This is a genomic window from Streptomyces sp. WAC 01529, assembly GCF_003945545.1.
GTDB lineage: Bacteria > Actinomycetota > Actinomycetes > Streptomycetales > Streptomycetaceae > Streptomyces > Streptomyces anatolicus.
Window position 1 is genome coordinate 561,469 of sequence record NZ_CP029617.1, and the last position, 14,366, is coordinate 575,834.

Consider the following 14,366-nt stretch of genomic DNA (forward strand, 5'->3'; position numbering starts at 1 on the left):
TCGGTCATCTGGCTGCCGGTGGTTGCGCGGCGAGGCGCGCTGGGGTGTGGAGGTGCTCGCCCACCCGCTTGACCAGGCGGGCCATTTCGTACGCCACGAGACCGATGTCGGCCGTCGCGGAGCTGAGGACCGTGAGACAGGAGCCGTCGCCGGCGGCCGCCACGAACAGGAAGGCGTCATCCATCTCGACCATGGTCTGGCGCACACCGCCGGCCCCGAAATGGCGGCCCGCCCCCTTGGCGAGACTGTGGAATCCCGAGGCGACGGCGGCCAGATGCTCGGCGTCCTCTCGGGTCAGGGCGGTCGAGGCGCCGACCGGCAGGCCGTCATTGGACAGCACCACCGCGTGCCGAACCTCACCGACGCGCAGCACCAAGTCGTCCAGCAGCCAGTCGAGTTCACCGATTCGCCCGGCGGGAATGCTCTGGTCCTGGATCATGCGGGGTCTCCTTCGCTGCCGTCCCGGCCCGATACGGGCCCTGAGGTGTCGGAGGCCGAACCGACGACGCCACCCGGGCGCGGACCGCCGCCGCGCGCCCAGCCGTCGCGGTAGGCGGCCATGCGGTCGCGCACCTGCTCGGGGCTGCGCTGCTCGTCCCCCTTGGAGACCGCGGGGGCCTCCGCTTCTACGGAGGGGCGCTCACGCAGTTGAGGGGCGAGGTTCGCCTGACGTACGCGGCGGGGCAGGTCGGCCGGCACTTCCTGGGCGTCCGCGCTAGCGATATCGCGTTCCTGGGCATCCGCCCTCGCGACATCGCGTTCCTGGACGTCCGCGCTCGCGACATCGAGGGATCCGGCGTCGTACGCCCTGGAGTCGTACCCCCTGTGCTGCCGCAACGTAGTGACACCTGGCGGCTGCGCCTGCACCGGGGCCGACAGGACGGGCCGGGCGGGGACGGCCGGAATGGAGACCTCGTGCATACGCTGCGCCGGGTGCGCCTCCACACTCTCCGCCGGGCCGCTGTGCAGTAGCGCGGTGGGCAGGAGCACGACCGCGGTGGTCCCTCCGTAGGGAGACGTACCCAGATGCACCTTGATGCCATGCCGAGCGGCGAGCCTGCTGACTACGAAGAGGCCCAGCTGATCGCTGTCGAACAGGTCGAGCGCTTCGGAGTGCTCGATGCGGCGGTTGGCCTCGGCCAGCATGTCCACCCCCATGCCGAGGCCGCGGTCCTCGACCTCCAGGGCATAGCCGTTGCCGACCGGTTCACCGCTGACCCGCACTTTGGTGTGGGGTGGAGAGAACTGTGCGGCGTTCTCGACGAGTTCGGCCAGAAGGTGTGTGAGGTCGGCGACCGCTGTTCCCAGAACCGAGGCGGCGGGCAGTTGGCGAACCTCCACGCGCGCGTAGTCCTCGACTTCGGAGACCGCCGCCCGGACGACGTCGGTCAGGGACACCGGCATCCGCCAGGCCCGCCCCGGGGCGGCTCCGGAGAGGATGATCAGGCTCTCCGCATGGCGCCTCATCCGGGTCGTCAGGTGGTCGAGGCGGAAGAGATCGCTGAGTTCGTCGGGGTCATCGGCTCTGCGCTCCATCATGTCGAGAAGGCTGAGCTGGCGGTGCACGAGGACCTGGCTCCTGCGGGCCAGGTTGACAAAGACCCCGGAGATGCCGCTGGCGAGTTCCGCGCGCTCGATCGCCGCGTGCAGTGCTGCCCGGTGGACCGTGCCGAGGGCCTCGGAGACCTGCCCCGTCTCATCCTCGGCGGGCGGTCCAGGTGGCGCCTCGGCACGGATGTCGATCTCCTCCCCGGCGCGCAACCGCCGCATGGCGTGCGGAAGTTTGCGGCGGGCGATCTCCAGGGCGCCATTGCGCAGGCTGACCAACTCGATGACGAGACCCCGGCCGATGCGTACGGAGATGACGAGTGAGGCGGCGACCGCGGCGAGGCCGAGGAGAACGGCGGCGCCCGCCGGGGTGAGCACACCGTGGGTGAACGGGTCGGCCCGGTCCACGGCGCCGCTGTCCGCCGCGTCCTCGATCGCGTGGAGTTCTTTCCGCACGGCCGCGTAGGCCCTGTCCCAGTCCCCGGCAGGGGCCGCGGCCAGGGCCTTGCGGCCGGGCTCGGCGGCCAGCACCTTGTCCTCGACGGCTTGGACATCGCCGTACGCGCCTGCCTCTTCCAGGCCGCGCCAGGCGGCCCGTTCGGGTCCACGGAGGTCTGCGACCGCCGCTTCGGTCAGGGTCCGACGGGTATCGACGGCACCGGTGAACAGGCGGAGCCGCTCGCCGTCCAGAGTGCCGGCCAGCCGTGCCGCCGCGAGCACCGCGTCCTCGCGGGCCAGCATTTCGCCCGCCCTGGAGAATTCGAGCAGCACGCGCGCGTGGGTGCCCGGTTCGGCTTCGTGCATTCCCGTGAGCGCACCACCCACCGCGAAGGCCTGCGAAATCGACTTCGTGTACTGGCCGTACGCGGCGTCCCAGCCCATGCGGCGGTCCAGCACGTCGGTCCGCAGGGAACGCAGCTCCTCGGCTCCGCTCACGAACGCGTCGAGTCGGTCGGCCACTCCGTCCGGGAGTCCCGCTCCGTCGGCGACGGTCCGGTTGTTGCCGAGGCGCAGCCTCGCCACCGCCCGATTTGTGCGGGTCGCCTGTCTCTCCAGGGCCGCGCCGCGGTCGGCGCCGGGTTCGGCCACGTAGCGCACGGCGGCGGTGCGTTCTGCTTGGAGCGAGGTCAGAGCCGTGTCCACAGGGGCGCGCACCTCGGCGTGCACACGCTGCAACTGCCGCAGGCGTGCCACGTCGTGAGCCGTACTGACGGTGGCGTACCCCCAGAGGGCGAGCAGCGAGACGACCGGCACCATCAGCAAGCACACGATCTTGGCGCGTACGGTGCGGGGGCGTATCCGCCACCGCCCCGAGCGCGTCGGTGCCTCATGTCGTGGCGGGCCGGTGAACTGCTCCTCCTCGTCAAGGCGTTCGTCGCGGTGGTCGTCGGTGTGGTTGTCGCGGTGGCCGTCACGCTGTTCGTCGGCGGGTGGACCGGCATGGGCGCGGCGACCGCGTGCCGGTGGTGACGGCACGGCGTCGCCGATGGGGTCATGGGTCCTACGGGGTGTACGCATGGCCTCCTCGCTCGGATGGGGATCGGGACGTACTCCGGGATCGGGGCGTATTCCGGTGCCGCCGCCCTTGCCCGCCGCTATCGAGCAGCGCTCTCGACCGGTCGCTGAGCGGACTCGGAGGCCTCGCGCTCGTCCGCTGTGGGAGACAGCGCGACGAAGGCCGAGGTCAGGAAGAGATAGGAACCGAGGCCGACAGCCAGGGGGAAGATGAACTGCATCGTCGTGGCCCCGGAGAGCGCGGCTTCGGAGGGCGTGACGCGCACACTCACCGCGAGCATCCCGGTGTAGTGCATGCTGCTCACCGCCCCGCCCATGACGAGCGACGCGCCCGCGACCGCCAGGGGCGATTTGATGTTGAGCCCGGCCCACAGCGCGGCGGTCGCCGCGACAACGGCGATGACTACGGAGAGACCGACGAGCACCGGGTCGTACCGCACGTCCCCGTGCAGGCGCAGCGCCGCCATCCCCAGGTAGTGCATGCTCGCGACGCCGAGGCCGGTGGTGAGGCCGCCGAGCGCCAGCGCCCGTCCCCGGTCTCGGCCGTACCCGACGGCGAAGACACCGGCGCCCACGACGGCCATCGCGACCAAGAGGCTCAGGATGGTCAGCGGCACGTTGTAGTGGATCTCCGTGCCGGTGACTCCGAAGCCGAGCATGGCGACGAAGTGCATCGTCCAGATGCCGGTGCCCAGCGCGGAAGCGGCGGTGAGGAGCCAGTTCCTGCGCGAGCGCCCCGAGGCGCCCAGGGCGCGGACGGTGCAGCGCAGCCCTAGGGCGGCGCCGATGCAGGCCATCGCGTACGACAGCACGGGAGTAAGCCAGCCGAAGGTGGCGTGGTCCAGGTGTCCCATGGCCCAGGGACGCTAGCCCGGCCAGGGGCGCACAACGGGGGCGCATTTCGAAAGCTGGTGGAATATGACAGAGAGAGGGCACTGAACGATCGCGTCACGGTCGAACGAGTGCACCCAACGTACGTGCGGTTCTTACAGGATCATGGGTCGCATGAGCGACGATCCGACACAAGTCCAGGATTTCTTCACAGCCCGCGCGGCCGACTGGGACACCCGGTTCCCCGACGACGGGCCCGCCTATGAGGCTGCCGTGACCGAGCTCGGACTCCGTCCGGGCTCTCGCGTACTCGACGCCGGATGTGGCACGGGTCGCGCCCTCCCGGCCCTCAGGGACGCCGTAGGCCCCTCGGGAGTCGTACTGGGCGCCGATCTGACGCCCGCCATGCTGGAGGTCGCCAGGCACGCGGGCAGGGATCGCGACGGACAGCTTCTGCTCGCCGATGTGGCGCGGCTGCCGGTGCTCTCCGGGTCGCTCGACGCCGTCTTCGGCGCCGGACTGATCTCACATCTGCCGGATCCGGCGGAGAACTTGCGGGAGTTGAGGCGCGTGGTGCGCCCTGGTGGGTTGCTCGCCCTCTTCCACCCGATCGGCCGGGCAGCGCTGGCGGCCAGGCAGGGGCGACAGATCACGCCGGACGATCTGCGGGCGGAGGCCAACCTCCGCCCCCTCCTCGCCGGCTCCGGCTGGCGCATGACGTCGTACGTCGACGAGGACGCCCGCTTCCTCGCCCTCTCCGTACGCGAAGGCTGAGCGGACCGGTCTTCAGGGCGTCGCCCCGGGCGGCGTGCGGCCCGCCACCTCGGCGGCGAACGCGTCGGCGTTGTCGAACATGACGTTGTGGCCCGCTTCCGGCACGGTCACCACCCTGACTCCCGAAGCAGTCAGGGCATCCCGCCCCGGGAGGACCCCGCTCCACGCGCCCTGCAAGTAGACGCGGTCCATGGTCAGCGCCATCAGCATCCGGCGCATCGTGGGCCGCGTCCCCGCTATGAGCCCGACCGCGCTTCGATGCAGGCCGCGGGGGTCGGCGAGGCGCATGGTTGCCGCCCAAGTGGGCCCCACTTCGTCCAGCACGCGCGCGTAGCCACCGCCGACGACGAAGTCCTCCTCCTCGTAGGCGGCGATGCCGCTGCTGCCCGCCGTCAGGGGCGGGTTCGGGTCGAGATTGGCTTCCGCGAGGACCAGCCGCGACACGAGGTCGGGACGACGGTGCGCGAGCACGATGGCCACGGAGCCGCCCATGCTGTGGGCGATCACCTCCGCTCCCGCGACCCGGGCCTCGTCCAGCACCGCGGCCAACGCGGCCGCGTGCTCCTCCAGCGTGTAACCGAAGTCGGCAGGCCGGTCGCTGATGCCGTGCCCGGGCAGGTCGACGAACAACGAGCGGCGGCCGACCAGTTCGGGCCTGGCGGCGATGTGCGCGTGATAGACGGTCGAGGTCGCGCCAAGACCGTGCACGTACACCCTTGCGGGGTCGACGCCGTCAACCTCTGTCCACCGCACGCGGCTCCCCCGCGTGTCGAACCGTGCCTCACGCATGGCTGACTCCCGTCCCCTGTCGTCGTATCCAGCACCTCGCCCGGCGCGAGCCGTCAGGGACGATACCTCGTGACCGATGTATTACGTTACTGATGTACACCGCAGACGACAGAACATGCGGCAGAATGCGGCGCATGCTCGAACTGGCCATCCTCGGTTTCCTCCACGACACCCCCCTCCACGGCTACGAGCTGCGCAAGCGCATCACCGCGCTGACCGGGCATGTACGGCCCGTCGCGGAGAGCACGCTGTACCCCGCCATCAAGCGGCTCGAGAAAGCGGGACTGCTCGCCCGCGAGACCCGGCTGGGGGCCGTCGCGGCGCCGCGCCATGTCCTCACTCTCACGCCGGAGGGCAGGCAGGAGCTGCGCAAGCGGCTCGCGGAACCGGCGCGGGGGGACATCACCGACGAGAACCGATGGTTCACGCTTCTCGCCTTCCTGCGCCACTTGGACGACGAGGCGGCCCAGGCGGCGGTGCTGCGCAGGCGGCTGGCCTTTCTGGAGGAGCCCGCGAGCTTCTTCTACGAGGGTGAACGGCCGCTGAGCGCGGAAGAGCTCGACGACCCCTTCCGGCGCGGCATCCTCACGATCGCCCGCGCGACCAGCCGGGCCGAACTCACCTGGCTGCGCGCGACCTTGACGTCACTCGGTGGGGGTAACCGCTGAGCTGCCCTTGTGCGGCACCGGGCAGCCTCGGACGCCGGGCATCGGGAACGAGCCGAGTTCGGCGACCTCGTACCCGTCGGGGTACCCCTTGATCTCCCAGTTCTGCCGTGCGTAGTGCGGCGCGCTCCGCGGCGGCATCAGGCGTACGGCACGCCCCCGCAGGCGCACCGCTCCCCTGACCAGCGAACGGGTGACGGCACCCGGCTGGTCGTAGCGGAACGCGCGCAGCAGGGGCTCGTCCAGCAGGGCGAGGGTCGCGGAGCGCACAACGGGTGCCAGAGGGCGCGGATACCAGGAGGCCATCAGGTCGAGGGTCGCGTCGGACACCTTGCGCGCGCCTTGGTCCCAGCCGAAGTTGGCCTCTTCGTAGCCATCGAGGCAGTTTTCGAACTCTTCGTAGGTGCGGGGGATTTCCTTGATGCCCATGTGCTGGCCGAGGGTGCGGTAGTACGCGGCGCCGGCGGCCATCTCGTGACGCGAGAGCCTGCGCCAGCCGTAGGAGTCGATCCACCGCTTGGGCATCACCACGAAGGTGCACAGTACGTAGCGCATGTCGTCATTGCTGATGTCGTAACTGCGGTGCATCTGGTTGATGCGGCGGATGGCGGTGCGGCCCTCGTCGCTACCGAATCCGTGTTCTACGACGGCGTCGAGGAGCAGGGCCGTGTCGTCGTATCGCTTCTGCGTACGATCCGTCAGCTCGGCTGTGTCCGCGAGCAGTCGGCCGATGCTGGGCACGGCATAGGTGCGGTACAGGGCGAGTTCGAGTGCGCGCGTATAGTCCCAAGGGAATTCGAACGTCGCGGTGAGCCGGTAGATCTCGAGGAAGTCCTTTTCCGGGTCCAGGCGCCTGATCTGCTCGAGCCGCTCGAAACGCTTCACGCGTTGTCCCCTTCTGTGACCGGAACACCAACTCTACTTTGGTGAGGGGAAGATGAGTGTTCAGCGGGTGCGGCCATACCCGGGGGAAGGCAGACCACATGATTGACAGGCTCCGCAAGTTCTGGCGCGCCGGCAAGCGTGAGGAGGGCGAGCGCCCCCAGGCCATCGACAAGCGCAAGCGCCCGCACAATCTTTTCGAGGCCGCCGCTGTCTACGTGGCGGCCTGCGCCGAGGACGATCGGGACCAGATGGACGAGGCCGCGGGGTGGGTCTCCCCGGAGGCGCTGTCCTTCGGCGTCAGCGAGCTCGCGTGCCGGGCTGTCATCGCTCTCGCGCGGGAGCGTGACGAGTCGCCTCGGGACGTGGCCCGTACGCTCATGGGGCTGCCCGCCGCCTGACCCTTCGTCCGTCTGGAGAAGTCGGAACGAGGCGAACCTTCGGGGGTTTTCCCGCTCATCCACCCCTCGACGATCTCTGGGGCGACTGGTTAGGGTGCGCCGACGGACGAAGCGAGGGGAGGCCGGCATGGCGAGGACGGACGACGCCGGCGCCGCCGAGGACGACGCGCTGTATGTGCTGACGGCGGTTCTCCTGACACCCGCGAAGTTCCCCAGCGTGCTGGGTGACGACTACCCGGAGGCGTGCGCGGCGCTCGGCCTCACACCGCTCGCCGCCGGTTACGGACTGGTGCTCGGCCAGGACGGCGACGGCGCGCGATGGACGGTCGTCGTCGACGATGTGTCGCTCGTGGCCGTCGCGATCGCCTCCTGGGACTGCGGTATGGAGTACGACCTGTCCCCCGACGCACGTACTGTCGTGGCCGCACTGCCCGGCTGGCCCCTCGCGGTCGCTGTCGCGGCCCCGGGCGTGCCTGCCCCGCACGACCCGGAGCCAGATGCCGGGGACGAGGGCCGGCAGCCACTCACGCCACCGGAGTCGGACGTGTGGGGACCGGCCCAGCGGCGGCTCGGCGCCGATGAAATAGCCCTGCGATGGGCGGCGTGGCGGGAGCAGATCGACGACGCCGACTTCGCGGTGGACGACCCCGAGGAAACGTTTCCGACGGACTCCGGGAAGGCGCCGTTGACTGGAGTGCGACGTGTACTCGCCGAAGCACGTGCGTACCTGGACACTCCCCCGCCTCTCGGGCGAGTGCGGTCCTCCTTCGCTTCGGGAGACGCCCGAATCCTTAGGGCCGACGGTCCCGGCTGGTCCTTGGTCGCCAGGACCGACGACATCGCCTTCGTACTCTTGGACGAGGAGCCGCGTGAGGTGCTCCCCGTCGGCCGCGGACCTGAGCTACCGGTGCTCTTGAAGGCTCTCGACGAGATGGCGGTCCGCCCGTCCTGAGCGCTCTCTACTGCGGGCTCAGCGGCCTATCTCCTTGCGGGTGACTCGGCGCAGCCTGCGCCGCTGCCCGGGGTCGAGTGTCAGATAGGCCGCCGCGGGCACTCCGAGCACGATCAAGAGTGCGGCCCACCACGGCAGCCAGAACAGCATGATGAGCCCGGCCGCCACACCTCCTGCGGCGATCTTCGCGTTCCTCGACATGTGTGTCGCCTCCTTCGCGGCTGGCGCCGCTCTCTGTCTGGGAAAACGGGATCTGACCTCCTACGGTTCCAGGTCGCGCCCCTGAGACATCCCTGACAGACCCCTGAGCCGACCCCTACTGGCTCCCCACCGCCTACTGCGCCACCCACCGGCCTCGCCCACCGCCTACTCGACCCGCAGCGGCTCGCCGACTTCGTACATGTGGCGCAGCACCTGCCGGTAGGAGTCGACGAATCCGGCCTCCGTGTAGGACATACCCACAGCGGCACAGTGATCGCGCACGACAGGCTGGACAAGTCGCAGGTGAGGCCTGGGCATGCTGGGAAACAGGTGGTGCTCGATCTGGTAGTTGAGCCCCCCGAGGAACCAGTCGGTGACCGGGCCACCGCGGATGTTGCGCGAAGTGAGCACCTGTCGGCGCAGATGGCCCCAGCGCTCGCCGTCCGGATCGGGCATCTCCATGCCCTTGTGGTTGGGCGCGAAGGCGAGTCCGAGGTGCAGGCCGAACAGTGCCTGGTGGATGGCGGCGAAGACGATCGCGTGACCCAGCGGCATGGCGGCGAGCAGCAGCGTTACGTACCCCACGAGGTGGGCGACGAGAAGGAGCCCTTCCACCACGCGCTCACGCGGAGACTGACGTCGCAGGTCCTGGAAGCCGTAGAGCTTCATGGCGAGGCCCTGGAGGAGCGTCAGCGGGAAGAAGAGCCACGCCTGGTTGCGGGTGAGCCAGCCCCGGAAGCCCACGCGGACCTTCGCCTGCTGACTGGTCCAGACGAGGACGTCGGCGGCGACATCGGGGTCCTTGTCGACGTGGTTGGGGTTGGCGTGGTGCCTGTTGTGCTTGTCGTTCCACCAGGCGGAGCTCATCCCCAGGAGGAGGTTGCCGTGCACCAGGCCGATGGCTCGGCTGATGGACCGGTCGCCGGTTATCTGCGCGTGCCCCGCGTCATGACCGATGAATGCCGTTCTGGCACACAGGATGGACAGCACAGGGGCCAGCAGCAGCACCCACCAAGAAGCTCCGATGGCGAACATCCCGGTACCCACAGCCGCAAGCGCCAGAGCGTTGACCGCGATGGTGCGGGTGTACCAACCGGTGCGGCGGTCCAGGAGCCCCTTCTCCTTGACGGTGCGCAGGAGGGGTGTGAAATCACTTCCGGCGGCCTGCTTGCGGGCGCCGAGGGAAGGGCGTTCCGCGACTGCTGCCTGGGGCATGGGTGGGTCTCCGGTCTGCGTGACGGCGGGGCTGACCTGATCAAACGTACGGCGAGGTGACCCGGGGCAACCATGGCGCCACCACCCGTGTCAGAGGGGGGTCAGCACCGCCCGCCAGGGGGGCTGACGACACCCCTCCGAGGTGGAGTGATCGGGATCACCGTCGATACGCGCCCGTTGCATGCTCGGCGTGATGTACTCTCGGCCGCTCCGGTGTCAGTAGTCAAATTTGAGGAATGCGCTATCGCCGTGCCAAGGCTCCCTGCCGTCTCCGCCTCCAAGATCTCCGAACTGTCGCGCTGTTCCGTACTCTTCGTGCCCGCTGATCCCGCGCGCGGGGGGCGGGTCGCCTTCTGGTGTCCCGATGGCACCGAGTCGCCTTTGGTCGGTGACGCCACTTCCGAGGAACTGGCCGTCGCCGTCCCCACGGACGACGGCGTCGAGCTCAGTGCCGTACCCGCGGTCCTGCTTCCCGTACGCGCCGCGCTGCCCGTCCTCACACGCGCGCGTGCCGCGTCGGGGACCCACCCGACAGCTGCCTTCTGGGGGACGGCGGGGGTCCTCGCGCTGCAACTCGCGGCTCGTGGACTGCTGTTGCCGGGCCTGACGGCCAGTGATCAAGATTCCTGGCGTGCCGGCCCGTTGGGGGCCGAGGACCTGCAGCGACTGCGTGACCTCGCCGCGGCGATGCCACCGGCCGCCCACTCGCTGCCGTTGGACGCCGACGCGCCTCTGCGGCTGCCCGAGCCGGAGCGGCTGCTGCGCCAGTTCCTCGATGCCGTGGCCGATACTCTGCCGCGCTCCCCTGCCGCAGCCCTGGCGGCCGGTGGGCCCGTCTTCGCGTCGATGAAGCCACAGCACGTTCCCGAACAACGGTCCTGGGCCACGGACGTGGCGGCGGGACACGACGCCGGAGTGCGGATCTCGCTGCGCGTGGAGATCCCCGGCCTGGTCTCGGTCGCCGAGGACGGCACCCGGCTGACCTTCCGCGCCGTTCTGCAGTTGCACAGCGTCAGCGACCCCACGCTCGTGGCGGACGCTGCCGAGGTGTGGGCCGGGGGCGGGACGACGGAACAGGCCTTCGGTCCGCGGTCACGCATGGATGCCCTCCTGGCGCTACGACGCGCCACGCGCGCGTGGTCCCCGCTCGCCCCGTTGCTTTCGGCCACCGTGCCCGACGCGATCGAACTCGCCGACGAAGAGGTCACCGACCTCCTGGGTGAGGGCGCCCGGGCGCTCGCGGGCGCGGGCGTCGACGTGCACTGGCCGAGGGAATTGGCGCGCAGCCTCACCGCGCGTGCGGTCATCGGCCCTCCGGACGAGGAACAGGACGGAGACGGCAGGAGCCCAGTCAAGCCGGCGTCCGACACACCCTCGTTCCTCTCCCCCGATGCCCTGCTCGCGTTCAACTGGCGCTTCGCGCTGGGAGACCAGCAGCTGACGCGCGCCGAACTCGACCGGCTCGCCGAAGCGAACCGCCCCGTGGTGCGCCTGCGTGACCAATGGGTGCTGATCGCTCCCGAGGAGGCACGCCGCGCCCGCGATCGGCAGGACCGCAAGGTCACGCCGATCGAAGCCCTCAGTGCCGCTCTGAGCGGCACTACAGAGGTCGGGGGGCAGCGCGTCGACGTGGAGCCGACGGGTTGGCTCGCCACGTTGCGTGAACGGCTCGCGGACCCGGAAGGCATGGAGCCCGTCGGCCAGCCCGAGGCACTCGCGGCGGAGCTTCGCGACTACCAGCTGCGTGGTCTGAACTGGCTGGCCCGGATGACCTCGCTCGGCCTCGGTGGCTGCCTCGCCGACGACATGGGCCTCGGCAAGACGATCACCCTGATCTCGTTGCATCTGCACCGCCAGACCCAGGAGGAAACGGCGGGGCCCACGCTGGTGGTCTGCCCGACATCGTTGATGGGCAACTGGCAGCGCGAGATCGAGAAGTTCGCGCCCGGCACGCGCGTACGGCGATTCCACGGAGCCCAGCGCAATCTGGAGGGCCTGGCGGACGGCGAGTTCGTCCTCACCACCTACGGAACGATGCGGCTCGACGCGGAGAGGCTGGGCCAGACCCCCTGGGGCATGGTCGTCGCCGACGAGGCGCAACACGTCAAGAACCCGTACTCGGCGACGGCGAGGCAACTGCGCACCATCGGGGCACGCGCGCGCGTGGCGCTCACCGGCACCCCCGTGGAGAACAACCTCTCCGAGCTGTGGGCCATTCTGGACTGGACCACTCCCGGCCTGCTCGGCAAACTCAGCACCTTCCGCACGCGCTACGCCCAGGCCGTGGAGGGCGGCGCGGATCCGGGCGCGGCCGAGCGCCTCGGGCAACTCGTACGGCCGTTCCTGCTGCGCCGACGCAAGTCGGATCCAGGGATCGCGCCCGAGTTGCCGCCGAAGACGGAGACCGACCGCGCCGTCTCGCTCAGCGCGGAACAAGCGGGCCTCTACGAAGCCGTGGTGCGGGAAACGCTCGCGGAGATCTCCGGGGCCGACGGTTTCGCGCGCCGGGGGCTGATCGTCAAACTCCTCACCGGCCTCAAGCAGATCTGCAACCACCCGGCGCAGTACCTCAAGGAGGACGGGCCGCGGATCCCGGGACGCTCCGGAAAGCTGGAACTGCTCGACGAGTTGCTGGACACGATCCTCGCCGAGGACGCCAGCGTGCTCGTCTTCACGCAGTACGTCCAGATGGCCCGGCTCATCGAGCGGCATCTGGCGGACCGTGGTGTCCCGTCGCAGTTCCTGCACGGCGGCACGCCCGTCGCGGAGCGCGAGGCGATGGTGCAGCGCTTCCAGGACGGCGAGGTCCCGGTCTTCCTGCTGTCCCTGAAGGCGGCGGGTATCGGGCTGAACCTGACACGTGCCGAGCACGTCGTGCACTACGACCGCTGGTGGAACCCCGCAGTCGAGGCACAGGCCACCGACCGTGCGTACCGCATCGGGCAGACGCAGCCGGTGCAGGTGCACCGCCTGATCGCGGAAGGCACGATCGAGGACCGCATCGCCGACATGCTGCTGCGCAAGCGGGAGTTGGCCGATTCCGTCCTCGGTTCGGGCGAGGCCGGTCTCACCGAGCTGACCGACGCCGAACTGTCCGACCTGGTGGAGCTGCGAGGGGGCACGCGATGAGTGACATCCATGACGAGGCGTACGGAGCCGAAGACGGCGACGGGCGCGGCGAGGCGGCCACGGACGAGCGCACGTTCGAGGCCATGCCGCCCGCGCACGGGCGGGGTTTCGCGCAGACCTGGTGGGGCCAGGCCTGGCTGAAGGCACTGGAGGACACGGCCCTGGACCTGGGTCAGCTCAAGGCAGGGCGTCGCCTCGCGCGCGCGGGTGCCGTGGGTGCGGTCTCGGTGCGACCTGGCCGGATAACGGCGGTCGTCCAGGATCGCGACGGCACGCCGCACCGTTCCGACGTGCTGCTGCAGGAACTGAGCCCGGAGGAGTGGGACCGCTTCCTGGAAATGGCCGTCGAGCGGGCCGGGCACATCGCGGCGCTCCTCGACCGTGACATGCCGCCGCACCTGGTGGAGGACTCGGCCGCGGCGGGCGTCGAACTCCTGCCGGGGATCGGTGACCTGGAAGCGGAGTGCGACTGCGAGGCGTGGGACCACTGCGGGCACACGGCCGCCCTCTGCTACCAGGTGGCGCGGCTGCTCGACCAGGATCCCTTCGTGCTCCTGCTGATGCGGGGCCGTGGCGAGCGCGAGCTGCTGGACGAACTGCACGTGCGCAGCATCGCTCGGGTCGACTCCCCCGAGCGGCGTGAGGAGCCTCACGAGGCGGCTCCAGAGGGCGTCAGCGCCGCGGAGGCGTACGCGGACGGCGCCATCCTGCCCCCGCTGCCCGGCCTGCCCGTGCTGCCGTCCGAGCCAGGTCTGCCGCCCAGGCTCGACACGGAGGCCGGGCCCGCGCAGGGCCTCGATGTGGAGGCGGTCGAGTTCCTGACGGCGCAGGCGGCCGTCGAGGCCTACCGGCTGCTGGCCGAGGCGCTCGCTCCGGGGCATGAACGGCTCGCGGTCGAGGATGAGCTGACCGTGAGCGAGGATGCCGTACGCCTGGCCGCCGCCGATCCGGGCCCGGCCGTCGAGGCCCGGCTGGCCGCGGCGTCCGAGCGCGGCCGTGACGGTCTCGCGATCGCCGTCCGGGCCTGGCGGTACGGAGGACGGGCCGCGCTTCGCGTGCTTGAGGAGGAGTGGGTTCCCGAGGAGGCTTCGCTGGCACGCGCGCGTGCCGCGCTCGCAGCGGCCTGGGAGGACAGCGAGCGCCCGGAGCTGCGAACCGTTCGCAATCGGTGGACCGTGGTCGGCTCGGACGTGCAGCTCCGCCACGGGCGCGACGGCCGTTGGTGGCCCTACCGCAAGGAGCGGGGCCGCTGGACCCCGGCGGGGCCGGCGGCACACGATCCGGCGACCGCTCTGGCCGTGGCGAGCGGCAGCGAGTGACAAGGGCGCGCTCGGCCCGCGGGTGACCCGGGACGGCGCGGACACCGGTGCTTGGCCGAGAAGCAGGGGGCGCTCACCGGCGTGTTCGCGTCGGGCACCGGTGCGCCGGGAACACCGGCGCACGCACTCACCCTGGTCAGCGATT

General features: G+C 70.4%; 13 protein-coding genes. 6 read left to right on the forward strand and 7 right to left on the reverse strand.

From position 1 onward, the window contains the following. Window positions 1-4: 4 nt before the first annotated feature. From DMA15_RS02310 to DMA15_RS02320, 3 genes are all read right to left on the reverse strand, one after another. Complete coding sequence (locus tag DMA15_RS02310) at window positions 5-439, reverse strand: roadblock/LC7 domain-containing protein (RefSeq protein ID WP_125510982.1); 435 nt, start codon at window positions 437-439, stop codon at window positions 5-7. After that, entirely contained in the window at window positions 436-3,066 is a 2,631-nt protein-coding gene (locus DMA15_RS02315) for a nitrate- and nitrite sensing domain-containing protein (RefSeq protein WP_125510983.1), read from the reverse strand. Before DMA15_RS02315 ends, DMA15_RS02310 begins: the two co-directional genes overlap by 4 nt. A gap of 77 nt (window positions 3,067-3,143) precedes the next feature. Continuing rightward, window positions 3,144-3,917 (reverse strand): MHYT domain-containing protein, encoded by a 774-nt coding sequence (locus DMA15_RS02320; RefSeq protein ID WP_125510984.1) that lies wholly within the window; start codon window positions 3,915-3,917, stop codon window positions 3,144-3,146. A gap of 151 nt (window positions 3,918-4,068) precedes the next feature. On the opposite strand from DMA15_RS02320, the gene DMA15_RS02325 reads away from it, so the two are divergent. Then, complete coding sequence (locus tag DMA15_RS02325; RefSeq protein ID WP_125510985.1) at window positions 4,069-4,668, forward strand: class I SAM-dependent methyltransferase; 600 nt, start codon at window positions 4,069-4,071, stop codon at window positions 4,666-4,668. Between the two features lie 12 nt (window positions 4,669-4,680). Here DMA15_RS02325 and DMA15_RS02330 read toward each other — a convergent pair whose 3' ends face one another. Further along, window positions 4,681-5,457: an alpha/beta hydrolase gene (locus DMA15_RS02330; RefSeq protein WP_125510986.1), complete on the reverse strand. Its 777-nt coding sequence runs from the start codon at window positions 5,455-5,457 to the stop codon at window positions 4,681-4,683. 134 nt (window positions 5,458-5,591) lie between these two features. Between DMA15_RS02330 and DMA15_RS02335 the strand changes: the two genes are divergently transcribed. Next, window positions 5,592-6,125, forward strand: coding sequence for a PadR family transcriptional regulator (locus DMA15_RS02335; RefSeq protein WP_125510987.1), 534 nt, complete (start codon window positions 5,592-5,594; stop codon window positions 6,123-6,125). Here DMA15_RS02335 and DMA15_RS02340 read toward each other — a convergent pair. Beyond that, window positions 6,102-7,007 carry an oxygenase MpaB family protein gene (locus DMA15_RS02340; protein ID WP_125510988.1) on the reverse strand — a complete coding sequence of 302 codons (906 nt, stop codon included), beginning with the start codon at window positions 7,005-7,007 and terminating at the stop codon, window positions 6,102-6,104. The genes DMA15_RS02335 and DMA15_RS02340 overlap by 24 nt on opposite strands. Before the next feature lie 98 nt (window positions 7,008-7,105). On the opposite strand from DMA15_RS02340, the gene DMA15_RS02345 reads away from it, so the two are divergent. Both DMA15_RS02345 and DMA15_RS02350 read left to right on the forward strand, forming a co-directional pair. Beyond that, window positions 7,106-7,405 (forward strand): hypothetical protein, encoded by a 300-nt coding sequence (locus DMA15_RS02345; protein WP_125510989.1) that lies wholly within the window; start codon window positions 7,106-7,108, stop codon window positions 7,403-7,405. Between the two features lie 127 nt (window positions 7,406-7,532). After that, a complete protein-coding gene (locus DMA15_RS02350) occupies window positions 7,533-8,357 on the forward strand; it encodes a hypothetical protein (RefSeq protein WP_125510990.1) in 825 nt (274 codons plus the stop codon). 18 nt (window positions 8,358-8,375) lie between these two features. Here DMA15_RS02350 and DMA15_RS02355 read toward each other — a convergent pair whose 3' ends face one another. Together DMA15_RS02355 and DMA15_RS02360 are read right to left on the reverse strand one after the other, a co-directional pair. After that, on the reverse strand, window positions 8,376-8,558 hold the full coding sequence (locus DMA15_RS02355) for a hypothetical protein (protein WP_125510991.1): 183 nt from the start codon (window positions 8,556-8,558) through the stop codon (window positions 8,376-8,378). Window positions 8,559-8,723: 165 nt separating this feature from the next. Continuing rightward, window positions 8,724-9,773: an acyl-CoA desaturase gene (locus DMA15_RS02360; protein ID WP_125510992.1), complete on the reverse strand. Its 1,050-nt coding sequence runs from the start codon at window positions 9,771-9,773 to the stop codon at window positions 8,724-8,726. 249 nt (window positions 9,774-10,022) lie between these two features. On the opposite strand from DMA15_RS02360, the gene DMA15_RS02365 reads away from it, so the two are divergent. Together DMA15_RS02365 and DMA15_RS02370 are read left to right on the forward strand one after the other, a co-directional pair. Next, a complete protein-coding gene (locus DMA15_RS02365) occupies window positions 10,023-12,902 on the forward strand; it encodes a DEAD/DEAH box helicase (RefSeq protein ID WP_125510993.1) in 2,880 nt (959 codons plus the stop codon). Window positions 12,903-12,985: 83 nt separating this feature from the next. Continuing rightward, entirely contained in the window at window positions 12,986-14,221 is a 1,236-nt protein-coding gene (locus DMA15_RS02370) for an SWF or SNF family helicase (protein ID WP_125517213.1), read from the forward strand. Window positions 14,222-14,366: the final 145 nt, after the last annotated feature.

Bases quoted from the DNA above. Each gene is read 5' to 3' on its own strand.
- DMA15_RS02310 (WP_125510982.1), bottom strand. From the start codon at position 439: ATGATCCAGGACCAGAGCATTCCCGCCGGGCGAATCGGTGAACTCGAC.
- DMA15_RS02315 (WP_125510983.1), bottom strand. From the start codon at position 3,066: ATGCGTACACCCCGTAGGACCCATGACCCCATCGGCGACGCCGTGCCG.
- DMA15_RS02320 (WP_125510984.1), bottom strand. From the start codon at position 3,917: ATGGGACACCTGGACCACGCCACCTTCGGCTGGCTTACTCCCGTGCTG.
- DMA15_RS02325 (WP_125510985.1), top strand. From the start codon at position 4,069: ATGAGCGACGATCCGACACAAGTCCAGGATTTCTTCACAGCCCGCGCG.
- DMA15_RS02330 (WP_125510986.1), bottom strand. From the start codon at position 5,457: ATGCGTGAGGCACGGTTCGACACGCGGGGGAGCCGCGTGCGGTGGACA.
- DMA15_RS02335 (WP_125510987.1), top strand. From the start codon at position 5,592: ATGCTCGAACTGGCCATCCTCGGTTTCCTCCACGACACCCCCCTCCAC.
- DMA15_RS02345 (WP_125510989.1), top strand. From the start codon at position 7,106: ATGATTGACAGGCTCCGCAAGTTCTGGCGCGCCGGCAAGCGTGAGGAG.
- DMA15_RS02350 (WP_125510990.1), top strand. From the start codon at position 7,533: ATGGCGAGGACGGACGACGCCGGCGCCGCCGAGGACGACGCGCTGTAT.
- DMA15_RS02355 (WP_125510991.1), bottom strand. From the start codon at position 8,558: ATGTCGAGGAACGCGAAGATCGCCGCAGGAGGTGTGGCGGCCGGGCTC.
- DMA15_RS02360 (WP_125510992.1), bottom strand. From the start codon at position 9,773: ATGCCCCAGGCAGCAGTCGCGGAACGCCCTTCCCTCGGCGCCCGCAAG.
- DMA15_RS02370 (WP_125517213.1), top strand. From the start codon at position 12,986: ATGCCGCCCGCGCACGGGCGGGGTTTCGCGCAGACCTGGTGGGGCCAG.